The sequence below is a fragment of the Vibrio sp. 2-1-2a genome, from assembly GCF_032648565.1.
GTDB lineage: Bacteria > Pseudomonadota > Gammaproteobacteria > Enterobacterales > Vibrionaceae > Vibrio > Vibrio diabolicus.
On record NZ_WBOH01000002.1, the window covers coordinates 140,570 to 161,197 of the forward strand.

The 20,628-nt window shown below is 47.3% G+C and carries 18 protein-coding genes and 1 pseudogene; 5 read left to right on the plus strand and 14 right to left on the minus strand.

Annotated features, from left to right (window positions below):
• The first annotated feature begins 16 nt into the window (after positions 1-16).
• Complete coding sequence (locus tag F7Y48_RS05280; RefSeq protein WP_316682118.1) at positions 17-700, plus strand: topoisomerase I; 684 nt, start codon at positions 17-19, stop codon at positions 698-700.
• A gap of 78 nt (positions 701-778) precedes the next feature.
• Here the strand turns inward: F7Y48_RS05280 and F7Y48_RS05285 are convergent, their stop codons facing one another.
• From F7Y48_RS05285 to F7Y48_RS05325, 9 genes and pseudogenes are all read right to left on the minus strand, one after another.
• On the minus strand, positions 779-1,477 hold the full coding sequence (locus F7Y48_RS05285; protein ID WP_048625778.1) for an ABC transporter ATP-binding protein: 699 nt from the start codon (positions 1,475-1,477) through the stop codon (positions 779-781).
• A gap of 22 nt (positions 1,478-1,499) precedes the next feature.
• A complete protein-coding gene (locus F7Y48_RS05290) occupies positions 1,500-2,783 on the minus strand; it encodes an ABC transporter permease (protein ID WP_258506635.1) in 1,284 nt (427 codons plus the stop codon).
• 2 nt (positions 2,784-2,785) lie between these two features.
• Complete coding sequence (locus F7Y48_RS05295) at positions 2,786-4,000, minus strand: ABC transporter permease (protein ID WP_258506641.1); 1,215 nt, start codon at positions 3,998-4,000, stop codon at positions 2,786-2,788.
• On the minus strand, positions 3,997-5,268 hold the full coding sequence (locus F7Y48_RS05300; RefSeq protein ID WP_258506643.1) for a TolC family protein: 1,272 nt from the start codon (positions 5,266-5,268) through the stop codon (positions 3,997-3,999). The genes F7Y48_RS05295 and F7Y48_RS05300 overlap by 4 nt, the downstream gene beginning before the upstream one ends.
• Positions 5,261-6,394 (minus strand): efflux RND transporter periplasmic adaptor subunit, encoded by a 1,134-nt coding sequence (locus F7Y48_RS05305; protein ID WP_316682122.1) that lies wholly within the window; start codon positions 6,392-6,394, stop codon positions 5,261-5,263. Before F7Y48_RS05305 ends, F7Y48_RS05300 begins: the two co-directional genes overlap by 8 nt.
• Before the next feature lie 227 nt (positions 6,395-6,621).
• Positions 6,622-7,182 (minus strand): GNAT family protein, encoded by a 561-nt coding sequence (locus F7Y48_RS05310; RefSeq protein WP_316682123.1) that lies wholly within the window; start codon positions 7,180-7,182, stop codon positions 6,622-6,624.
• A 3-nt stretch (positions 7,183-7,185) separates the two neighbouring features.
• Positions 7,186-7,611, minus strand: a complete 426-nt coding sequence (locus F7Y48_RS05315; protein ID WP_316682126.1) for a GNAT family N-acetyltransferase — start codon at positions 7,609-7,611, stop codon at positions 7,186-7,188.
• Positions 7,612-7,630: 19 nt separating this feature from the next.
• Positions 7,631-8,386: a class I SAM-dependent methyltransferase gene (locus F7Y48_RS05320; protein ID WP_316682128.1), complete on the minus strand. Its 756-nt coding sequence runs from the start codon at positions 8,384-8,386 to the stop codon at positions 7,631-7,633.
• A 25-nt stretch (positions 8,387-8,411) separates the two neighbouring features.
• Positions 8,412-8,624: pseudogene (locus F7Y48_RS05325) on the minus strand (class I SAM-dependent methyltransferase); the annotation flags it as partial.
• A gap of 397 nt (positions 8,625-9,021) precedes the next feature.
• Here F7Y48_RS05325 and F7Y48_RS05330 point away from each other — a divergent pair.
• Positions 9,022-9,555 carry a hypothetical protein gene (locus F7Y48_RS05330; protein WP_316682130.1) on the plus strand — a complete coding sequence of 178 codons (534 nt, stop codon included), beginning with the start codon at positions 9,022-9,024 and terminating at the stop codon, positions 9,553-9,555.
• Positions 9,556-9,604: 49 nt separating this feature from the next.
• Here F7Y48_RS05330 and F7Y48_RS05335 read toward each other — a convergent pair whose 3' ends face one another.
• The 5 genes from F7Y48_RS05335 to F7Y48_RS05355 form a co-directional block, all read right to left on the minus strand.
• Complete coding sequence (locus F7Y48_RS05335; protein ID WP_258506658.1) at positions 9,605-10,120, minus strand: protein disulfide oxidoreductase; 516 nt, start codon at positions 10,118-10,120, stop codon at positions 9,605-9,607.
• Complete coding sequence (locus F7Y48_RS05340) at positions 10,117-12,228, minus strand: protein-disulfide reductase DsbD family protein (protein WP_316682132.1); 2,112 nt, start codon at positions 12,226-12,228, stop codon at positions 10,117-10,119. Before F7Y48_RS05340 ends, F7Y48_RS05335 begins: the two co-directional genes overlap by 4 nt.
• Positions 12,229-12,293: 65 nt before the next feature.
• Positions 12,294-12,692 (minus strand): hypothetical protein, encoded by a 399-nt coding sequence (locus F7Y48_RS05345; RefSeq protein ID WP_248381393.1) that lies wholly within the window; start codon positions 12,690-12,692, stop codon positions 12,294-12,296.
• A 102-nt stretch (positions 12,693-12,794) separates the two neighbouring features.
• Entirely contained in the window at positions 12,795-13,397 is a 603-nt protein-coding gene (locus tag F7Y48_RS05350; RefSeq protein ID WP_047010025.1) for a response regulator transcription factor, read from the minus strand.
• Between the two features lie 25 nt (positions 13,398-13,422).
• On the minus strand, positions 13,423-15,255 hold the full coding sequence (locus F7Y48_RS05355; RefSeq protein WP_316682138.1) for a PhnD/SsuA/transferrin family substrate-binding protein: 1,833 nt from the start codon (positions 15,253-15,255) through the stop codon (positions 13,423-13,425).
• A 178-nt stretch (positions 15,256-15,433) separates the two neighbouring features.
• Between F7Y48_RS05355 and dsrO the strand changes: the two genes are divergently transcribed.
• From dsrO to F7Y48_RS05370, 3 genes are read left to right on the plus strand one after another with little or no spacing between them, the layout of a single operon-like run.
• Positions 15,434-16,201, plus strand: a complete 768-nt coding sequence (gene dsrO / locus F7Y48_RS05360) for a sulfate reduction electron transfer complex DsrMKJOP subunit DsrO (RefSeq protein ID WP_256956372.1) — start codon at positions 15,434-15,436, stop codon at positions 16,199-16,201.
• Positions 16,198-17,328 (plus strand): NrfD/PsrC family molybdoenzyme membrane anchor subunit, encoded by a 1,131-nt coding sequence (nrfD, locus tag F7Y48_RS05365; RefSeq protein ID WP_258506669.1) that lies wholly within the window; start codon positions 16,198-16,200, stop codon positions 17,326-17,328. The genes dsrO and nrfD overlap by 4 nt, the downstream gene beginning before the upstream one ends.
• A gap of 17 nt (positions 17,329-17,345) precedes the next feature.
• Positions 17,346-20,438, plus strand: a complete 3,093-nt coding sequence (locus F7Y48_RS05370) for a tetrathionate reductase subunit A (protein ID WP_316682142.1) — start codon at positions 17,346-17,348, stop codon at positions 20,436-20,438.
• Positions 20,439-20,628 lie beyond the last annotated feature (190 nt).

Genomic DNA, 20,628 nt, shown 5'->3' on the forward strand with positions numbered 1-20,628 from the left:
AAATAAACGGTAAGACATGACAAGTAATAAAAAACTCTTGACTGGATCGGCGCTAGCACTTGGTGCAGTACTCGCCATATTTCTAATTAATTCAAATAACAAGAATCCCCAGAGCAATTCTGTTGCAAGTTTTGACGAGCAAATCAAGACAGAGAAAACTGAGACAAGAAGTGTAACGCCTCCTGAGAGCGATGCAGCTCAAGAGGTGGTTACCATTCCAACACCACAGAATGACAATGACGCTACTTCCGACGTCATTCCAGCTACACCTTGGATATCTGCCCCATTAAATGAATTGAGCAATGAACTGTACGATTTTATTGAAGCTGAACAGGTAAGTTATATCAGTACAACCGACTATCCATTCGACGAGCAAAAGCAAGAACAATTGCGAACATTAGCGAAGCAAGGGGTTCCTATCTTGTTTGACAACACGGAATCATCCTATTTGGATAGTTACGGTGTCAGCGAAACCAAAGTGGTTTCAGAGTATTTTGGTACGGCGTCTGAAGGTGATGTCATCATTGCTACCGGAGTACAGAATAAGGATGGCAGCATTCATTATCTGGTTTTGCCTTTGAAGAGCAAAGATCTCAACGATAACAGTAAATTGATTGAGGACACTAAGCTCGCAATCACTCTACTTAAAGAACAAAAGCATGACTTGATAAAAGAGAGACAAGGCGAATATCGCGAATAAAAATAAAGGAAGATAGCTTCTCCTATTCCATGGCTATCTTCCTTAAAGTAACTCCAGTCTCAATCAAGAAAAATTCATTTATCTTCCCTCCGGAGCCCTATCCGAAATCACCTTGCCATCTTTGATGGTGATGATGCGTTTGGTGCGCTCTGCTAGGGCGTTATCGTGCGTCACGATGATCAAGGTTCTGCCTTCAGCGTGAAGTTGATTGAACAAGGCTTCAATCTCTGCGCCGGATTTTGAATCCAATGCCCCCGTTGGTTCATCCGCTAAGATGATTTGCGGATCGTTGACCAAGGCTCTTGCAATCGCAACTCTCTGCTTTTGACCACCAGAAAGCTGGTTTGGTTTATGGTCTAAACGATCCCCTAGCCCGACTTGCTCTAGCAATTTGGCAGCGCGCTGGCGGCGTTCTTTGGCCTTAATACCGGAATACACCAATGGCAGCGCCACGTTATCGAGCGCCGTCGCATATTCCAATAAGTTAAAGCTTTGGAAGACAAATCCGATCTTTTGGTTACGAATGCCAGCCAGCTCATTCGCACTTAAACTTGCGACGTTTTGGCCGCCAAGTTGGTACTCGCCATCGGTGGGCTTATCTAAACAGCCGAGCATGTTCATCAACGTTGATTTACCCGAACCGGACGGGCCAAGAATGGAAAGAAACTCGCCTTGATTAATGGTTAAGTCAACGCCGTCTAACGCGCGAACTTCCGCCTCCCCACTAGAGTAGTATTTACAGATGTTGGTCAGCTCAACAAGCGGCTTGTTCGACATGTTCTCTCCAGAGTTATTGTTGTTATTCACTTTGTAGCGCCTCCAACGGACTGACTTTTGCGGCTCGGTTTGCAGGTAACCATGCAGATGCCACACCAATGATCACTAAGGTGAGGATGACAATCGCGACAACGACCCACGACAACTCAGGGACAGGTTTACCCAATTGTTCATAAAAGGTACTGCCCTCTAAAGGAATGGAACTGATGGCAGACACCAGCGCGTACGTCACGGCTAACCCAAGCGCGCCCCCCATCATCATTGTCAATAAAGACTGCACTAAATAGTGCATGCGAATTGCTGTTAGGGTTGCACCGACTGCCATGCGCACACCGATATCACGCGTAGATCGCTTTACGGTGGCATACATCACATTGGCAATGCCAACGCCAGCAACAGCTAACGTAACGAAGCCGATAATGCCAAGAAAACTCTGCAAACCTATCAGAAATTGCTGCATACTCTTTTGCTTAAGGAACATATCATCGACTTGGACGATCTGCTCATCGCTGACACTTGCCCCGTGTTTACGGGCAATCACTTGCCTGATCGTCTTTGCTAAGGCTTCTCGGTCCACATCCGCTTGTGGTTGCACATTGATGCCACCAATTTCACCGTTGACATGAAATCGCTTCCACGTCGCTAACGGCACAAAGCTGGAATAGTTGATAAGATCCCCCAGTTCTATTTGAGCGCTGTTTTTCTCCAATACGCCCACAACGGTGAACTCCTCATTGCCGATTTTTACCTTTTGCCCCACAGGGTTGACTTGCAATGTGACTGTCGCAAACCAACTAAAGTCCTCATTCGGGTTGAATAAGTCGGCTGCCAGTTCATAACCCAGTACAACGACTTTGCGCGTCTCTTTTTGATCGAGTGGATTTAACCATCGCCCTCCCGCCATCGGCACCAAATTGGTCATGGATTGAAACTCGCTCGTGACCGCTAAGGGCTCTTGCCACGAGCTTCTGTCACCAACGGTGATGCGCTCTTTCCACTTCGCAGTTGGCGCAACACTTTTTACATCGGGTAACGCTCGAACGACCTCTGAATCGTCCATTTTTAATGTCAGAAATTTACCTTGGTGAAAAGCACCGTGGTCGACGGTGGCCATCCCTCCGGTCAAATAAATCAAGTTGCCGTTACCATTTTGTGCGGTTTTCAATACGCCCTGACGAATACCCTCACCTACCGCCAACATAGCAGCGATACAGAGGGTCGCCCACGCTACAGCCAGAATGGTCAAACCCAATCTCAGCTTTTCTGCAGCCATTTCTTGGAAAATTTGTCTCATCGGTAACAACATGACTAGGCCCTCGCACTCAAAGCAATGACTGGCGTGAGACGCGATGCTCGCCTTGCTGGGAAATACGATGCCATCAATGCCAAGACAAGCGTCACAAGTAAAGACCAAGCAATGGAATCTGGCGTGATCACAGGCAAACCAATCCATTCCGGTAATGCCATGCTGCTTAAGACAGATACCACGGCATACGAAAACATCAGACCTAATGCCGTGCCCACGGCTACCAAAATAAGCCCCTCAAGAATAAACTGACTGAGTATGGATTTTTGAGTCGCCCCGATCGCCAAACGCACACCGATTTCACGCGTGCGCTCCGTGACAGATAAAAACATGATGTTGGCAACGCCAAGCGCACCGACCGCCATGGTCATCGCGCCACTCGCTCCGAGAAAAATCTGAATGCCACGCAAAATTCCCCTGATGACCGCCGCACCTTCACTAAAATCGGGTAATTCGACCGCATCTTTATCACTTGGGTCAAAATGAAGCTGCTTGGCGAAAAAGTTCACGATATTTTGTCGAAACGACGGTGCATCCATCCCGTCTCTCGGCTTCATCAATACCATCCAAGGTTTCGCATCCCACAAATCGCGGTACGTTGTTTGAGGAATGAAAACCGTGCGGCTATCGCCGAATGAAATGCCAGTGTCCTCACCAACGGTTATCCCAATCACTAAAAACGGAATGCCGTTGACTTTGAGCCTATCCCCGATTTGGATTCCGCCCATTTGCGCAATTTGATCGCCTAACACTGCCACGCGAGTGTGGTTGTCCATATCACTTGGTGACAGGTTTCTCGAACCGGATTGCAGCTTGCGTTGCATTAAAGGAAAGTAAGACGTATCAATACCGCTGACCGTACTCGATAAGTTCTGTCCTTTGAGATTGGTGATATTCGCATCCCATTTGGCGTAAACGCTTGACGCCTGTTGCACGAAGCCTGACTGTTTGATCATGTCGACTTTTTCTTGTGGAATATCAATTTGTCGTCTTGAAGCTAACCCTTGCCACGGTTTACTGGTACTCGACGGAAACACCACTTGCACATTGTTGATCATAAATGAAAACGACTGGGTCTGATGGCGATAAAAGCCTTCGCCAAGTGCGATTAACACCACCACAGAGATCACGCCCCAAGCAATCGCGATAATGGCCAGCACGCTCTTCATGCGGTGCGCCATCAACGTTTGCCAAGTTTGTTGCAATAGACTGCTCATGAATGAAAAGCTCGAGAGATCAACGCCATGGTATCGTCATCGAGTTTCCCTGCGGTTTGCAGTAAGCTGATTCTCTTACGCCAGTAGCTGTACAAGTTGGTTTGCAGACTGTTTTTCGCCTCAAACAAGCTGTTGTGTGCGCTGATAACTTCCGACACTTCAAGCAGGCCAGCGTCGTAAAGTTTCTCTTTGCTTTGCAACACTCTGGCGCGCGACTCAACCAGCTCGTTCGCTATCAAAACTTGATTCCAGTTGATATCGACCTGCGTAAACTGCTGAATAACTCGTTTCTGAATATCAATTTCCACTCTACGCATATCTTGCTTGGCGCTTAAAATGTTCAACGATGCTTCGTCCACTTTCGCTCGCACTGCACCATTGAGGTCAATCGGCAAACTCAAACTAATCCCAGCGTTAAACTCGCCGTTTGAACGATTGTCACTATCGCTGTAGCCCACACTGCCTTTGACGGTCGGGTAGTATCCACCTTTAGCTGAATCTTTCGCGAACTCGCTCGCTTTCACCATCTGCGCCGCCACCAACAGCTCTGGACTGCTGTCTTTCGCCAGTTTTAGCCATTGCTCCTGAGAGTCCACCAGCATCGGCGGCTGAATCAAAGAATCCGTTCGAATTTGGTCGACACTCTCCGGCATTTGATTGATTAACGCCGCAAGCTCTGCTTTTTTCACTTCGAGATCGGCTTTTGCATTGAGGATACTTGCTTGCTCAGAGACTTGATTCGCTCGCATCTCTTCAACATCAACCGACTTCACTTTGCCTGCTCGATAGCGTTTCTCGATGATGTTGAGAAGTTCTTTCCCCTCCTCCAGCTTGGACTGCGCCAATTTGAGGTCGCCCTGTGCGCTTGCCACATCTAGGTAAGCGGTGAGCAGCTTCTGCGCAAGCTCGTTATGCGATTGAGATAGCTCTAACTGTGCTTTGAGATAATTGGCATTCGCTTGATCCAGTTCCGACCACAAACTGCTATCCCAAATAGTTTGAGATAAGGTAGCGCCGTAACTGTTCGAATAGCTTGAGGACTCATTCCAATCCGCTGATGCACTGGCACTTAAACCCGGCAATAACGCACTGCGGCTACTCTGTACGCCAACCTCGCCAAGCTGGACGCCGATTTTCGCTTTTTCGTAATTAGGATCGTTCTGCTTTGCTTGTTGCCAAGCTTGTTCAATAGAAATTGCGTAGGTCGGCAAACTGAGTGTGGCAGCCAACAATGCAAAGGCGATTTTTGATCGTTGCAGTTTAACCATGCGCCGCTCCCATCATGCTGTTGTCGATAACCTCTTCATCAAGCTCCACGCCGTCAAGCACTTCGACATTGATGCCATCTGACAGACCGAGTTTCACCGGTTGTTTATGAAACCCTTGTTCTGAGCTATCGGGGATCAGAACATTCGGTGCGTCACCATCAAATTGCAGAGCGCGCTCCGGTAGAGTGAGCACGTTTTCAGACTTCTTCAGAATGATTTGAGCCGTCGATGAAAAACCAGAACGAAGCAACACATCTTGTGAGATCTTGAGTTCTCCCACTTCAACCTCAAAACCGTTATCAAAACTTTTTGCCGAAGCATTGCCCTCTGGTGAGTTAAGGTTCTCAGATTGAATCGCCACTTTGGTTAGCACACCAGAAATCGCCACATCAGGATAAGGCGCCACCGTCAACATAACGGGCATTCCCGGAGACAACTGCGCAGCATCATGCTCACTGACGCTACCTTTAAAAATCAGACTGTTCATGTCGGCCAATGACATCATTTCAGTCGCTGCTTGGCTTGATTGAGTCGAGATGATCGGCTCTCCGACCTCAACTTTCTGGTTGAGTACCGTGCCATCAATTGGCGCGTAGATCGTCGACGTTAAACGCGCATCACCGATAGACGCCTCACCACTGCGGATGAGTTCGAGATTCTGGCGCTTTTGCAATACGTCCGCTTGCGCAGATTTGACTGCCGAGCGCGCACTTACGTATTCGTCGTAGTTACTTGGAATAATGTCCTGCTTGACCAAGCTTTCTAAGTTGGACAGTTTTTGTTTGGCGGATTCCAGATCGGCTTCGCTACGCATGAGTTCTGCCGATGCATCCGTTAATGCTTGGGGGGTTGGGTTTGGACGCACTTTGATCAGCGGCTGGCCTTGCTTCACCTTTTCACCAACTTTCGCGTAAATTTCACCGACGATGCCGTCGATTTGTGACTTAATAGACACAGAGTGTGCAGGGACAATTTTACCAACAGCCACCGCTTGTTTTTCAATCGTGCCTTTTTCCACAATCAATGTAGGCAGCAATTCTGGTTGAGCAGCAGATTGGAGATAGAAATACGTACCACCGCCGAGCAGCGCGATGCTCACAGCGGAGACAAGCCAACGTTTCGTCATTATTTATTCCAACAATTATTGGGTAGTCTAATGACTACTCCTAAAACACAAAGTTGAAGGAATAATATCCTGCTTTAATAGCGGTTTGGTTGTCACAGTTGGTATGGTTTTGTCAGTCGCCTCTGACAATCAAAGATTAAAAAATCTCGACGAATCACTCAGCAAAGACGCAGTCTACGATGGCGACTAACAAGCTCTGTAACCGCTCGTTTCAACCGCTATCCATTTCATTCTGAACAATGTGCAAAATAGCACAGTTCTGTATCTTCCAATCGCATATCCATACAGTCTTGCGCCTCACGTCCTAAAGCAGGAAAAACCGCATGCGCTTTTAAAATGCCTTGGCTGATAAAGCCACATTTCTCCAACACACGAATACTCGCGTGGTTGCCAATATGCGGGGTAGTGCGAATGCGCTTTATACCCAAGCTTTGCAGGTAAACAACGCCAAGTTTGCAGGCTTGGGTTGCATAGCCTTTTCCCTGATAGCGAGCAGAAATACCAAAATGGATTTCACTGCTGTCTTGCTCAGGTATCAGCACCAGACAACCAATAGGAGTTTGAGAAGTGAGTTCTTCAATAGCGAAGACTAATAGATTAGGAGACTTTTGATCATATTGAGCGCGCCATCTTTCGATCGCTTCAAGGGTTTGATTAACATTTTGGTGGGCTTGGCGATTGAGGAAGCGGCATGCTTGCTCATCGCCTAAATAGTTTTCAAACAGAAGAGCAGCGTCTGTTGTTTTGAGGTATCTGATTGCCACTTGTTGAGATTCAACTCTCATCATGATTTAGCTCTGATAAACATTCGGTTTCCAGATCTGCATGAAGTTTTCTACTGGAGCAATAGGAGTGAACCCAAACTGTTCGTACAACCCATGAGCATCGCGGGTTGCAAGCATCATACGGCGTAAGCCTTGTAGTTCTGGATGAGCAACAATTTCTGAGATCAACCACTTACTGATGCCTTTACCACGGTGTGCCTCCACTACAAACACATCGGCAAGATACGCAAACGTGGTGAGATCGGTAATTAACCGAGCAAAAGCGACGAGTTGATTTTCGTCATCCAAAACCGCGAAACAGAACGAATTTCGCAATGACTTCTCAAAGCGTTCTCTTGGAATACCCTTTCCCCAATAACTGTTTGAAATGAACTGGTAGATAACGTCTAAATCCATGTCATCTAACGACGTGGTAATTCGAAACCCTTGCATTGTATCCCTCAACATTGATTTATATTTTCTCAGCCACACAGACAAGCGAGTTGGCATTCGCCTCAAATACTTGCGCTGACCAAGATTGGTACTTCTCTATAATTCTGAATCCCGCTTGTTCAAGGAAAACCTCTATGTCTTCCAGCGGACGATATTTTAAATCAATGCTGGAATACTCAATCGCTCCACCTTCAAAATGGCGCTCTTTCTTCAAATACATGATGGACGTTTGCAAGTCATACTCGGCCTTCATACCTAAATAATTCACTTCACCATAAGTTGGAGAAACATAGGTTTGCCACAGTGCCATCTCATGATCCAGTTCTAGATTCTCTGGCGTTGGTAAACGCGTATCGAAGACAAATCGCCCACCTTTTTCGAGGTGTCTTGATATTGAGCTCAGTGCACCTGCTAGCATCTCATCACTTAAAAAGGCTTGGAATGCATTCCCTGTCATTATGGCTAGGTCAAACTTCTTACCTAACGAAAACTGGGTTGCGTCTAGATGAAGAAAACGCAAGTTACTCCTGCTTTTGGCTTTGTCCTTTGCGTGTTGGAGCATCCCTTCAGAAATATCAATGCCAATGGCTTCGTTGAGTTGCTCAGATACTGGAATCGTGACAATGCCGGAACCACAACAGACATCCAGTACACTTCGAGCATTGGTTTCTTCGATTAACCTTGTGATGAAAGCAATGTCGTGATGGTAATGCTGCTCGTATTGGGCATCGTATTCAATGCCCGACCCGAACTCGGTTAAATCTTGTGTTTTCAAAAACAGTCCTTGTTTGTTACTTATTTCAGCGGTGTGACTTTTTCAGCTCTAGCATCAAGTATCGACACACATAACCAACACCAGATACGTAACCAATCACATTTTCTAAGGAAACCACTTCCAACCCCGCCTGCTGACAGAGTTGTTCAACTTCACTTTCGGTATATGCCGTATGCTCCACCGATCTACTATAAGTATTTCGGGGCAAATCTTGTCCATCCGGATCGTGGTATTGAAACATCCATCGTTTCCTCCTTGATAACCAGAACGATGCTCGAATGTAACACGCAATACGCACCTAAGCACTTATTAAATGGCTAATTTTTTATGAAACGTAACCGGCTGGTTATTCAGCGATAACCAGTAGAAATAGATGAAATTTTGAAAAGTACTAGCCCGTGATTCCGATGGAATTTTTAAGTGCATAAAGAAAAATATGTCCTGATAATCTGCTTCGATTATTCAGCTAATCTTATTTCCATCATTCTATTCTCTGTATATAAAAACAATATTTAAATTAACATAACAAACCTATCGCTTATTATTTTCCATTTAAATAATGGTTCTTATTTTTAATATCATTCTATAATTAAAGTGCTCAAATTCTCATGTTGTATTAACTTGAGGTTTAATTTATGAAACTAACTCCTTATTTAACTGCTGTTGTTTCGGTCAGCTGCGCTTTTGGCGCATTCGCAGCCGATGATTCAAAAGCACTTTTAGAAGATGCACTGAGTGCTGCACCACCGACTATTCGCGATAAAGTAACAGTGATGGACTGGAACAATAATGTTCTGCAAGAAGGTTCTAGCCAATACACTTGCTTCCCAACGCCTCCTCAATTGGAAGGCACAGCGCCAATGTGTATGGATGGTCCTTGGATGGAATGGGCAGACGCTTGGATGAACAAAAAACCTTTCCAAGCCAAAGCATTAGGTATTTCTTACATGTTAGCGGGTGATGGCGGTGCCAGTAACACCGACCCATTTGCAGAAGGGATGACGGACGATAATCAATGGATTGTGGAAGGACCACACTTGATGATTATTACGCCAGACCAAGCGTTGCTCGACTCTCTACCAACCGATCCAAGTTATGGTGGCCCATACGTGATGTGGAAAGGCCCTCCATACGCACACATTATGATTCCCGTTGGAGCGAGAAAATAAAAAGAAAAAATCCGATATTCAGTATTTTGAATATCGGATTTTTATTTCGTTATCGAGCCAACCAAATTCTCGCCAATATTCCTATCGGCGTTGTGATGCCTGTCGTAATAGAGGCCACTTCACCATTTCTTAAAATATAAATGGTTGGAGTCACGCTAATTTTCCATTCACGCATAATATCGCTCGAAGGATCGTTTATGTTTTCAAAACGATATTCTTTTGCCCGCATAAACTGCGCCACACGCTCATTTGGCCCTGATGAGCCAGAAACGCCAACTACGGCATAGTCATCACTCAGCCAGCTCACGCTTGGACTTACAAATTTACAAGCGGGACACCAAGTCGCCCAAAAGTAAACAACGACAGGTTGTTCATGACTTTGTGCGATTGCATCGAAGTATTCACCATCGCTCAATACGGAGCTCAATGGTGGTGCCTCCTGTTTGGGAATATCTTTGGTGCGATACCAATCCATCGCGATAGAAATAACGGTGACAATGAGCACCATCTGTACGATTTGAATGAGCCAGTATCGGAATGTTCTACGCTGCTTTGTCGAACTCATTGAATGGCTCCCCCACTCGCTTGTTTCACCGCGCTTAAAACAACATCATCAGTCAGAATCACAGGTAACGGGATACCTTGTGGCGCCGCCGGGCCATAAACGATGTTAAACGGCACACCGTAACGCCCATGAGCTCGTAAAAAGTCCGTTACCGAGCCGTCCGGATGTGTCCAATCCCCTTTTAACGTCGCCACATTAGGGCTTTGCAGCAATGAGTAGACAGGATCTTGCCAGATCACACCGATCTTGTTCGCTTTACACGTGACACACCAATCTGCCGTTACATCAACAAACACCACTCGCCCATTATTGACGTGATCTTCAATCGCCGAGTTAGAAAGCTTCTGCCACGCTAAGTCCTCAGGAAGCGGTGTCGCCCATTGGTCAGCAGTGACACTACCGAGTAACAGGCCACCAGCTATCAACACTAATGAGGCAGTTCCGGATACAGCAAGCGCTTTCTCACCATACACTTTCTTAACTCTTGCCATCATTACAACAAAAGCAACCACAGCGATGAGTGCAATCCATAACATCGGTACATGATTTGCCATTAATGAAAGTAGCCAAACGCTGGTTGCCAACATCATTATGCCAAACACGATCTTAACGACATTCATCCATGGACCGGGCTTTGGTAGTTTTAGCGCGATACTTGGAAACACAGCGACTAAGATCCAAGGCAGTGCCATACCCAATGCTAATGCTGTAAAGGTTGCAAATAACGTTAATACGTCCGCGCCCAAGGCAAAAGCAACGGCAGTACCTAAAAACGGTGCGGAACAAGGTGTCGCAAGCAAAGTGGCGAACATACCTTGAACGTAGTGACCCACTAGAGAGTTATCACCTTTCGATGCCAGCCATGTATTGGTACCCGATGACAGACGGATTTCAAATAACCCCAACATATTGGCACCGAATAAAGCAGTGACTAGTACCATCAATCCTAGGAACCAAGGGCTTTGGAACTGCACGCCCCAACCGATCGCGTTACCTGTAAGCTTCAACACCAAAATGAATCCAGCTATCAGCCAGAACGAAGTGAGAATCCCCAGAGAAGAAGCGATAAACTGGGTACGAATTTGACGGCGCTCTACACCATGCGCAGCCACAATACTGCTGAGCTTCATCCCCAATACAGGCAGCACACACGGCATGATGTTCAAAATCAAACCGCCTAACAGTGCAAATAAGAAAATACTCGCTAAAGAGGTAGTTGGCAGTGACGATGTAACCGCTCCTGCTTGTGCTTGTGTTACCTCTTCGACCAGCAAGTTATCATCTTTGATAGAAACATATAACGATTGTTCATTAAGCTCTACCTCACCCAGCCAGGTATTAACCGAGTAATTTGCTGTGACGATATCACCTTCTTGCTGAAGTCCATCCAACTTGAAGCTGTAGTCACGAATCGCATCACCAACACCATCCACCAACACTTGAGGATTTTGCCAACCTTGCGTGTTCTTTAGTTTGATTTGTAATTTTGATTGCGTCGCATCCCAATTTGTTTGCGTGACCTCAACAAAAGGCGAAGATTGAGGAACATTACTCACCGCTTGGGCGTAACTAAACATCACGTCTTCGTCCACTTTCAGCTCAGAAGGTAAGAACGTCAATTGGATTTGGTAGTCCGTCAACACACAAATGGTGGTGCAGGAAGAGAGCGTGAGCACTGCATCAATCGTGACGGGTTTCGACATATCGTCGATATGCAGCGTCATTGGGAACAAAGTGTCGCCTTTGTAACCGAGAGTCTCAATGCCCAATAACTCGAACTTTTGCGGATATGGCCATTGCCAATCAACCTTGCTCAGGTTTTGCGAGTTTTGCCAATCTATCGATGGCGCGACACCACCCTCGCCCGGCGATCGCCAATAAGTTTTCCAGTCTCCGCTCAACTTAACATCCAAATAACCTGTAAGTGTTTTGGCTTGCGGATCTTGTTGACCCGTTAGTACAAAGCGCGTTTGCACTGGAGGATGTTGCGGGTTGGTCATCCAACCGGTATCGGTAGTTTGTGCTGAAATATTCAGAGAGAACAAACTCAACGCCAGCGTCATAAAGAACATAGACGCGAACTGAGTCAGTTTGGTAGTTTGATTCATAGTAATTCCTAATAATAAAAACAAATGTGCTAAACCGCTGACGTTATTGGTCAGAAAACACGTTTTTATTCTTGGAATACACAGAAAGTCAGATGGACTCGATACTTACGACCTATCGGCTCCGTCCAATGTTGTGCGCGAATATAAGCGCAGCACATCCAAATAGCCGACGCCAAAAGACCGACAAACAGAACAACAATAAATGCATCGAGTTGATGTTGAGAAAATTGAATTAACTTTTCAGACAATTCGCATTTGCTGGTTTCTTTAGCATCAATCGACTTGACGCTCGAACCCTCATCAGTAAGTGAAACAACAGGCGATACCGTCTCGTACTTCATAGAGCATGACGATGCAAAACCTGAATTTTGCATCAGACACACGACAACCACCCAGCCAATAATCGCTAGTAGCCATTTCACCCGTTTATGTGGCGTGTGATGTCGTTTAGTCAATAAACTCATAAGAATTCAGATAAAGTAGGAACGAAGAAGATAATACGCGAGTCGTCATAAAGCTCAAGTTGTATCCACAAAATAGCATTAAGAAGCGTCACTCACTAAGCTCTAATCTAGCTTGCCATAAATATATGCCAACTCTGCGACGGTTTTCGCTGAGAACTTTTTCAATAGGTTGGCGCGGTGTACTTCAACCGTTCGCATTGCAATGCAAAGCTCATCAGCAATTCGAATGTTCCGCTTGCCTGCAATGATCAAACGTAAAATGTCTTTTTCTCGGGGAGTGAGCGATTCATACGCCGATTTTGCCGCCGCCATATCAAGGTTTGCAGCCGACTGCACTTGCCCCTGCAAAATGGCTTGTGCCAACTCATCTCCTTTGACTGGCTTTTGGAAAAAATTGACCGCGCCAGCTTGTAATGCATCGACCGCCATCGGGACATCACCATGTCCGGTCAGGTAAATAACGGCCAAGGGACTGTTGGCTTGATTTAAAATTTGATGGACTTGCTGACCACGAAGATTTGGCATTCGACTATCAAGAATGATACACCCCGCTTGCTGAACGTCCACCTCATCGAGGAAAGACTGCCCATCAGCAAAAGTGGTGACGTTGAAGTCATGTTCTTCCAACATAAAAGCGAGCGAGTCACGCACCGATTCATCATCGTCGACTACAAAAACAGGTAACTGCTTTTCACCGCTGCTCATTGAATGCTCCTATGCCTAGTTCAGATTAGTTTTGATATGGAAACACGAGCTCAACCAAACAGCCATGTGGCGCTGTCGAGCTGATGAGAAACTCGCCACCATGCATTTCCATTACATCACGACAAATGGCTAACCCCAGCCCGAGCCCCTCTTCTTTGCTACTCACAAACGCTTGAGTTGGATTCTCTTGCTGCAACCCTGTACCGTTGTCCAATACTCGAATGGAGAGTTGATTGATTTGGTAATCGCAATGCAGGGCAATTTTACCTTGATAACCTGATGAGTGATATTTCTCTTGGAACAAAGTACACGCATCAATCGCGTTACTGATCACATTAACTAAAACCTGTTGAACGCCCACAGCGTCGACAAGTACCGGACGGACGTTCCCTTCTATACTGGTCACAATCGAAATATTTTGCTTCTGCATTCGAAAATGGAGCAACTCAATCGTGTCATCAATAAGAACTTGAAGATCGCACGGCGCTTTGTCGACACTGCGCTTGCGGATCAACGTTCTTAAGCGCTGAATAATTGCATCGGCTCGTTCAACTTGCCCCTGAATTTTCTCAAGCACAGGGACAATATCTTCATGAGGGCGTTTTTTGGCCAAGCGAAGTAAACCGCCTTCACTGTAATTGCGAATGGCCGCCAATGGCTGATTGAGTTCATGGGCAAGACTGGTGCCGATTTCACCGACAATCGCGACTCTTTGTGAATGCTCTAACTGTTCACTTTTCTCTTTTAAACGTAACGATGTCTGCTCCAACGCTTGCTTGCTCTTGCTAAATCGATACTCAAGCCAAAAGTGGTAAGCGTTCAATACAATCACAAAAATGAACAGCGCCCACGCCCATTCCTGATGACTACGCAGCCAGCGCAGTGCCTCACTCCACCAAGGTTGTTGCAACGGATGGAGGTCTAGAGCCTGATAGAGTTTGTCGATGCTCAGCAAGCTGACGGGTGACGTCCAACCTGACGCGCCAGCGGCAATAATGGCGGGGTGATCTGGCGGCATAGCAAGCAAGACTTGCGCAATCTGTTTGGCGAGCTGAGCTGAGCCACGCTCTGTTTTGGCAAATGACCAGTTTGGATATAACGGCGTAGAAACAGCGCACGAAGAGTGTTCATTTAGCTGTTGATTTAGCACTAGAAAATCCCCTTGCTGTAACAGACCTTCATTTTGCATCTGTTCCAATAAACAAGCAGGGACGACAGCGGCTTCCACATTGCCATCACGCAATTGATACAGGTTGGCATCAATAGGAAAGCCGAGGTAACGGACATCAGCAAAGAAATCGTTCGGATTAAGACCCATTTCCACGATTTGATAGCGCAACGTTAAGTAACCACCAAAGGCTTTTTCTGATACCGCCGCAACGGGAAGCCCTGAGACATCTTGCAATGTTTGATAGCTTGAACTGGCTCGAACCACCAGCGCCGAACCAATGCCGTAGTTCGAATTTTGCGGCGCTCGGCTGGTTAGCGTTGCCATCCACGATAGCGCGTATTGCCTACCCAATCGCACTGCCTGACCTGGGTTAGTTAAGATGAAATCCACGGTCTGAAACTTCACCGCTTCGCCCATTTCATCCAAGTTAAGGGGATGAAGAACAAAATGCACATCAGAAATTTGCTGATTGAGCCAATCAATGGTCGGTTGCCATCTCTGCTCAGCATAAAGATGACCACGTATCGCTAACACGCCCACTTCGACTTTCTGCTTGGCCTCTGGCTGCACTGCCTTTTGCTCTTGCATTCCTTGCAGATCTGCTTGTTCAGAAACAGCGCCCTGAGCCAAAGAAGCAAAGGCAACCAAGCAAAGAATCCAAAGCTGAAGCCACAGTGCTTTTTTCATGATGAGTCGAATCGTTCCGTCAAGAGAGTGCGACAAGAATAACAGCTACCTTCCCTAAACCACATTTGTTTTAGATCAAGTTTGATCTGGGTATGTGGAAATCCACAATATAAGCCTCGCGGTGCATTTCTCACAATGGAATCAGTCAATTCAAATACAACAAAAAAGCAGGTGAGTTATGGATTCCACCAAACGTCGCTTTCTCAGCGCGGTCACAGCCGGAGCCGCGTTAATTCCAGTCGCGGGCATTGGCACAGCAACCGCGGGAAACATTATTCGCAATAACCAGTCCGCCGATCGAAAAGGACAAGTGGGGAAACGTTATGCCATGGTGGTGGATTTACGAAAGTGCGTCGGCTGCCAGGCTTGCACCGTGGGTTGCAGCATTGAAAACCAAGCGCCTATCGGCCAGTTCCGGACCACCGTAAAGCAATACGAAGTCACACTGGATGACGGTTCGAAAGCCACGCGAGAAGCAAAGGCCTTTATGCTGCCTCGCCTTTGTAACCACTGCGAAAACCCACCTTGCGTGGCTGTGTGTCCGGTTCAAGCGACCTTTCAGCGCGAAGATGGCATCGTCATGGTGGATAACAGTCGCTGTGTCGCTTGCGCGTATTGCGTACAAGCTTGCCCTTACGATGCTCGTTTTATCAATGAGGACACCCTCACCGCAGATAAATGCACCTTCTGTGCACATCGACTCGAACAAGGCTTATTACCTGCCTGCGTGGAAACCTGTGTTGGCGGTGCGCGTGTGATTGGTGATTTGAATAATCCATCAAGTGAAGTCCGCCGCTTAATTGCGAAGCACCAAGACGACATCAAAGTGCTAAAGCCCAATGAAGAGACCAAGCCACACGTGTTTTACATCGGCATGGATGAACGCTTTACCAGCCATATCGACGGGCAGCCAGCTATTTACGACCCACAAGGAGAGCACGCATGAACATCACCGAAGTGTTAGTCCAACCTCATGCGATGGCTTGGCTCCCGTGGGCGGTACAGTATTTCTTCTACATCGGTTCGGCTTATGCTGCCGCTATTTTATTCCTAATCGCCCTATTATTTGAAAAACACACCAGCCACAGACTGCGCGCTGCGCTTGTGCTGACGCTGGCCATCGGCGCCATCGTGGGGCCATTAGCGTTAACTGGTGATTTACACCAACCGGGACGCGCATGGCATTTTTACGCGCACATCACGCCGTGGTCATGGATGTCTTTAGGGTCGCTTTTCTTGCCTGTTTTCTCAGGTTTAGCGGTAGTGACTGCATGGCTGTATCTCCGCCAGGATCTGATCAACTTACGTAATCAGCCAGGGAAAGTACTGCCTCTAATTTCAAAGCTGTCACTGGGTGAATGGGTGCTCTCTCGTAGAGCGATGCTTATGGTGTCCGCCATCACGGTACTATCAGGCATCACCATCGCTGTCTACACAGGCGCTGAAATTGCGGTCGTAAAATCACGCTCGTTATGGCACCAACCCGCGTCACCGATTCTTTGGTTTGTTACTGCTTTTATGGGCGCGGTTGGCTTCTCTCTGCTGATTTGGCTCTTGCTGCCTAGTCAGTCAAAGACGCTAACATCTGGCGATACTAATTTACTAAAAAAATCGGTGGTTACCAGCGGTGTATTAACGCTGATACTGCTACCCATTTGGGCATCCAACAATTCCGCATTTTCGCTCTATTCCAGCGCGCAATGGATACAAAATATAGCTCTGCTCACTTTGGTTATTTTAGGCAGCATCATCTTCGCGAACATGACGATGAGAGACGACAAATCGTCAACAACTTCTCGTATGCATCGTGTCATGGGCACGTTTTGTCTGTCGTTGATCACGTTGGCAAATGCGTGGCTGATTCGCTGGTTTACCATCATGGAAGTACAAACCATCGCCAAGTTCGATGCAGGGCTGTATCCATACCAACTCACTATGGATGGAAATGGCTGGATAGGCATTATCGGCATGCTCGGATTATGGCTTGCACTGGCACTGCTCGGATCAGAGCTGGTTCAACCAAAACGAAATATAGAAGCAAAAGCATCATCACTCACCTTAACTGAACGCTAATCAAAGAGGATTTCATCATGGATAACAAACGCCGTCAGTTTTTGAAATCAGGCATTGCAGTGGGTGGGCTTGGCGCATTCGCTGCAGGTTACGCCACCACCACCAAACACATGGTCGAGGGTGCGCTCGAAGGCACTGCAGGAAAAAAAACGCGTGATATTCACCACGGTAACTCGCTTGAACCAGAATACACGGTCAACAACAAAGGCAACCTGATCCCGAATCCAAACCAGCGTGTTGCACCATCGATGTGCTTTGGTTGTTGGTCACTGTGCGGGTTGCGTGTACGCATTGATAACCGCAACGACGAGATTTTGCGTATTACTGGCAACCCATATCACCCACTCTCTCATCAGCAACACATTCCGTTCGAAACGCCAGTCAAAGATGCTTATTTAAGTTTGGCAGGAGAAGCGGGTCTTGAAGGTCGCTCCACCGCCTGTGCTCGTGGCAATGGGATGCTAGAAATTCGCAACAGTCCGTACCGCATTACTCAGCCGCTGAAACGAGTAGGCAAACGCGGCGAGGGGAAATGGATTCCGATCAGCTACGAGCAATTGATAGAAGAAGTCGTAGAAGGCGGAGATTTATTTGGTGAAGGCCATGTTGATGGCTTGCGCGACATTCGCGATTTAACAACGCCCGTTGATCCTGAAAACCCAGAATATGGACCGAAAGCCAACCAATTGTTAATGACCAACGCTGGTAACGAAGGCCGAGACGACATATTCAAACGCTTCGCGTTCAACAGCTATGGTACGCGTAACTTTGGGCATCATGGCTCTTACTGCGGCTATGCATTTCGTGCTGGCAGCGGCGCATTTATGAACGATTTAGATAAGAACGCACACTTAAAGCCAGACTTTGATAATGCGGAATACATCATCTTCATCGGTATGTCGCCAGCTCAAGCGGGTAACCCTTTTAAGCGTCAGGCGCGCCAACTCGCCAATGCGCGAACAGAAGGCAGCTTGGAATACACCATCATCACACCAAGTTTGCCTGCGGGTTCATCGAGCTTGGCGGCAGGTGACAATAACCGCTGGATACCAATCAAACCGGGCACCGACTCTGCCCTCGTGCTTGGCATGATCCAATGGATCATCGAAAACCAACGCTACAACAAAACCTTCTTGGCGCAGCCGGGGGCAAACGCGATGAAACGAGCAGGCACCGCGCACTGGTGTAATGCTACACATCTCGTGATAAGCGATGAGCAGCACCCGAGAAACGGCACGTTTTTACGCGCATCGGATCTGAATCTGCCATTCGAGGGCGAAGCGTTATCTGATTCCGACCCGTACGTCATCGTGGAAGAGCAAAGTGGCCAATTTGGTGTTCATACCCAAACTGAGGAAGCGACACTGTTTGTCGATAAAACGGTTTCGCTTGCATCAGGCAAAGTGCGCGTAAAATCGTCTCTGCAAAGGCTCAAAGAAGAGGCGTTTAAATACAGCCTTGCGTTCTACAGTCAACAATGTGAGATCCCTGTAGAGCAAATCGCAGAACTAGCGAAACGCTTCACAAGCTATGGCACAAAAGCGGTGGTCGATACCCACGGTGGCAACATGCACACCAATGGGTTCTATAACTCGTTTACCATCATGATGCTCAATGCGTTGATTGGTAACATCAACATGAAAGGCGGCGCGATGGCGAAAGCGGGTGGCTACCCAACTTCCGCTGCGGGTCCTCGTTACGACTTCACCAAGTTTGCTGGCAAAGTCGGCCCGAAAGGCGTCTTCCTATCGCGCAGTAAATTCCCATACCACAAAACCAGCGAATACAAACGTCGCGTTGAGGCTGGTGAATCTCCGTACCCTACTCGTGCGCCTTGGTATCCGTTCGCCGCGCCACTGCTGACGGAGCATCTGTCTGCGGCTATTGATGGTTATCCATACCGCGTAAAAGCGTGGATCAACCACATGGCGAACCCAATGTATGGTGTGCCCGGTTTGAAAACGCTGCTGGAAGACAAGCTTAAAGATCCAAAACAACTCGGTTTGATTGTGTCTGTTGATGCGTTCATTAACGAAACCACCGCATTGTCGGATTATATTGTGCCGGACACGGTCACCTACGAAAGCTGGGGTATGGCAACGCCTTGGCACGACGTTCCGGTGAAAACCGTCACCGCTCGTTGGCCGATTGTGGAAGCGCGAACAGAGAAAACCGCCGACGGTCGATCGATTTGCTTAGAGAACTTTCTGATTGATGTCGCTAAGAAAATGCAACTAGGCGGCTTTGGTGACAACGCAATTCAAGATGCACAAGGGAATTGGCACGCTCTCCACAGCGCTGAAGACTTCTACTTACGTTCCGCGGCAAACTTGGCTTATGTGAAAGGCGGCGTGCCTGAAGTTTCGGCAGAAGACATTGCGTGGTCCGGCCTAGAGCGTTTAATGCCAGCCATGCAGAAGACGCTGACAGCAGATGAGATGAAACGTGTGGCGTTTATTTTTGCTCGCGGCGGACGCTTTGAAAATGCCAGCGAAGCGTATCAAGGTGAGCAAATGAAGCACAAATGGACACGACCTGTTGCGATATGGAATGAACGTGTCGGCAGCGCAAGAAACACTATGACGGGGGATTTCTACACCGGTTGCCCAACATGGCATCCACAAAAGCTGGCCGACGGCACACCAATGGAAGACCAGTTCCCAAGCTCAGAATGGCCTTTCAGCCTGACTAACTTTAAATCCAACATTCACAGTGCGGTGTCCAACCTATCGCCAAGGTTGAACTCGATTAAAGGCGTAAACCCAGTGTACATCCATCCAATCGATGCCGAACGCGCAGGCATTAAAACGGGTGATGAGTTTGTTATCGAGACTCCATCTGCAAGCACCAAAGCACTTGCGATGATAGTCAGCGGAATTCGCCCTGGCACACTCGGATTTGAACATGGGTTTGGTCATACCGAGCTAGGACAACGCTCGCACTGGATTGGCGATAAACAGCAACCTGTCAAAACGCACAGCCAAGATGGCGTCAACATTAACGACATTGGCTTAATCGACCCAACCCGAGAAGGCAAAGGCGTGTTGTTGGATTGGGTTGTGGGCGCAGCGGCTCGCCAATCATTACCAGCCAAAATCCGCAAAGCTTAGTAGACAACCAAACCTGAAGAGCTGCCATTTAGCGGCTCTTCACATCCTCTAAATATGTGGAAATCCACAATACCTTTAGTTATTGACAAAGCCGACAATACAGCACCCAAGTCACTATCACAGTAGACACTTGGAGATATTAATAACAATTAAAGTGAGTCAGCATGTCAAAAATACTACCTGTGGTGAC

Excerpts from the sequence above, each read along its gene's own strand:
- F7Y48_RS05280 (WP_316682118.1), top strand. The coding sequence starts at position 17 with ATGACAAGTAATAAAAAACTCTTGACTGGATCGGCGCTAGCACTTGGT.
- F7Y48_RS05285 (WP_048625778.1), bottom strand. The coding sequence starts at position 1,477 with ATGTCGAACAAGCCGCTTGTTGAGCTGACCAACATCTGTAAATACTAC.
- F7Y48_RS05290 (WP_258506635.1), bottom strand. The coding sequence starts at position 2,783 with ATGTTGTTACCGATGAGACAAATTTTCCAAGAAATGGCTGCAGAAAAG.
- F7Y48_RS05295 (WP_258506641.1), bottom strand. The coding sequence starts at position 4,000 with ATGAGCAGTCTATTGCAACAAACTTGGCAAACGTTGATGGCGCACCGC.
- F7Y48_RS05300 (WP_258506643.1), bottom strand. The coding sequence starts at position 5,268 with ATGGTTAAACTGCAACGATCAAAAATCGCCTTTGCATTGTTGGCTGCC.
- F7Y48_RS05305 (WP_316682122.1), bottom strand. The coding sequence starts at position 6,394 with ATGACGAAACGTTGGCTTGTCTCCGCTGTGAGCATCGCGCTGCTCGGC.
- F7Y48_RS05310 (WP_316682123.1), bottom strand. The coding sequence starts at position 7,182 with ATGATGAGAGTTGAATCTCAACAAGTGGCAATCAGATACCTCAAAACA.
- F7Y48_RS05315 (WP_316682126.1), bottom strand. The coding sequence starts at position 7,611 with ATGCAAGGGTTTCGAATTACCACGTCGTTAGATGACATGGATTTAGAC.
- F7Y48_RS05330 (WP_316682130.1), top strand. The coding sequence starts at position 9,022 with ATGAAACTAACTCCTTATTTAACTGCTGTTGTTTCGGTCAGCTGCGCT.
- F7Y48_RS05335 (WP_258506658.1), bottom strand. The coding sequence starts at position 10,120 with ATGAGTTCGACAAAGCAGCGTAGAACATTCCGATACTGGCTCATTCAA.
- F7Y48_RS05340 (WP_316682132.1), bottom strand. The coding sequence starts at position 12,228 with ATGAATCAAACTACCAAACTGACTCAGTTCGCGTCTATGTTCTTTATG.
- F7Y48_RS05345 (WP_248381393.1), bottom strand. The coding sequence starts at position 12,692 with ATGAGTTTATTGACTAAACGACATCACACGCCACATAAACGGGTGAAA.
- F7Y48_RS05350 (WP_047010025.1), bottom strand. The coding sequence starts at position 13,397 with ATGAGCAGCGGTGAAAAGCAGTTACCTGTTTTTGTAGTCGACGATGAT.
- F7Y48_RS05355 (WP_316682138.1), bottom strand. The coding sequence starts at position 15,255 with ATGAAAAAAGCACTGTGGCTTCAGCTTTGGATTCTTTGCTTGGTTGCC.
- dsrO (WP_256956372.1), top strand. The coding sequence starts at position 15,434 with ATGGATTCCACCAAACGTCGCTTTCTCAGCGCGGTCACAGCCGGAGCC.
- nrfD (WP_258506669.1), top strand. The coding sequence starts at position 16,198 with ATGAACATCACCGAAGTGTTAGTCCAACCTCATGCGATGGCTTGGCTC.
- F7Y48_RS05370 (WP_316682142.1), top strand. The coding sequence starts at position 17,346 with ATGGATAACAAACGCCGTCAGTTTTTGAAATCAGGCATTGCAGTGGGT.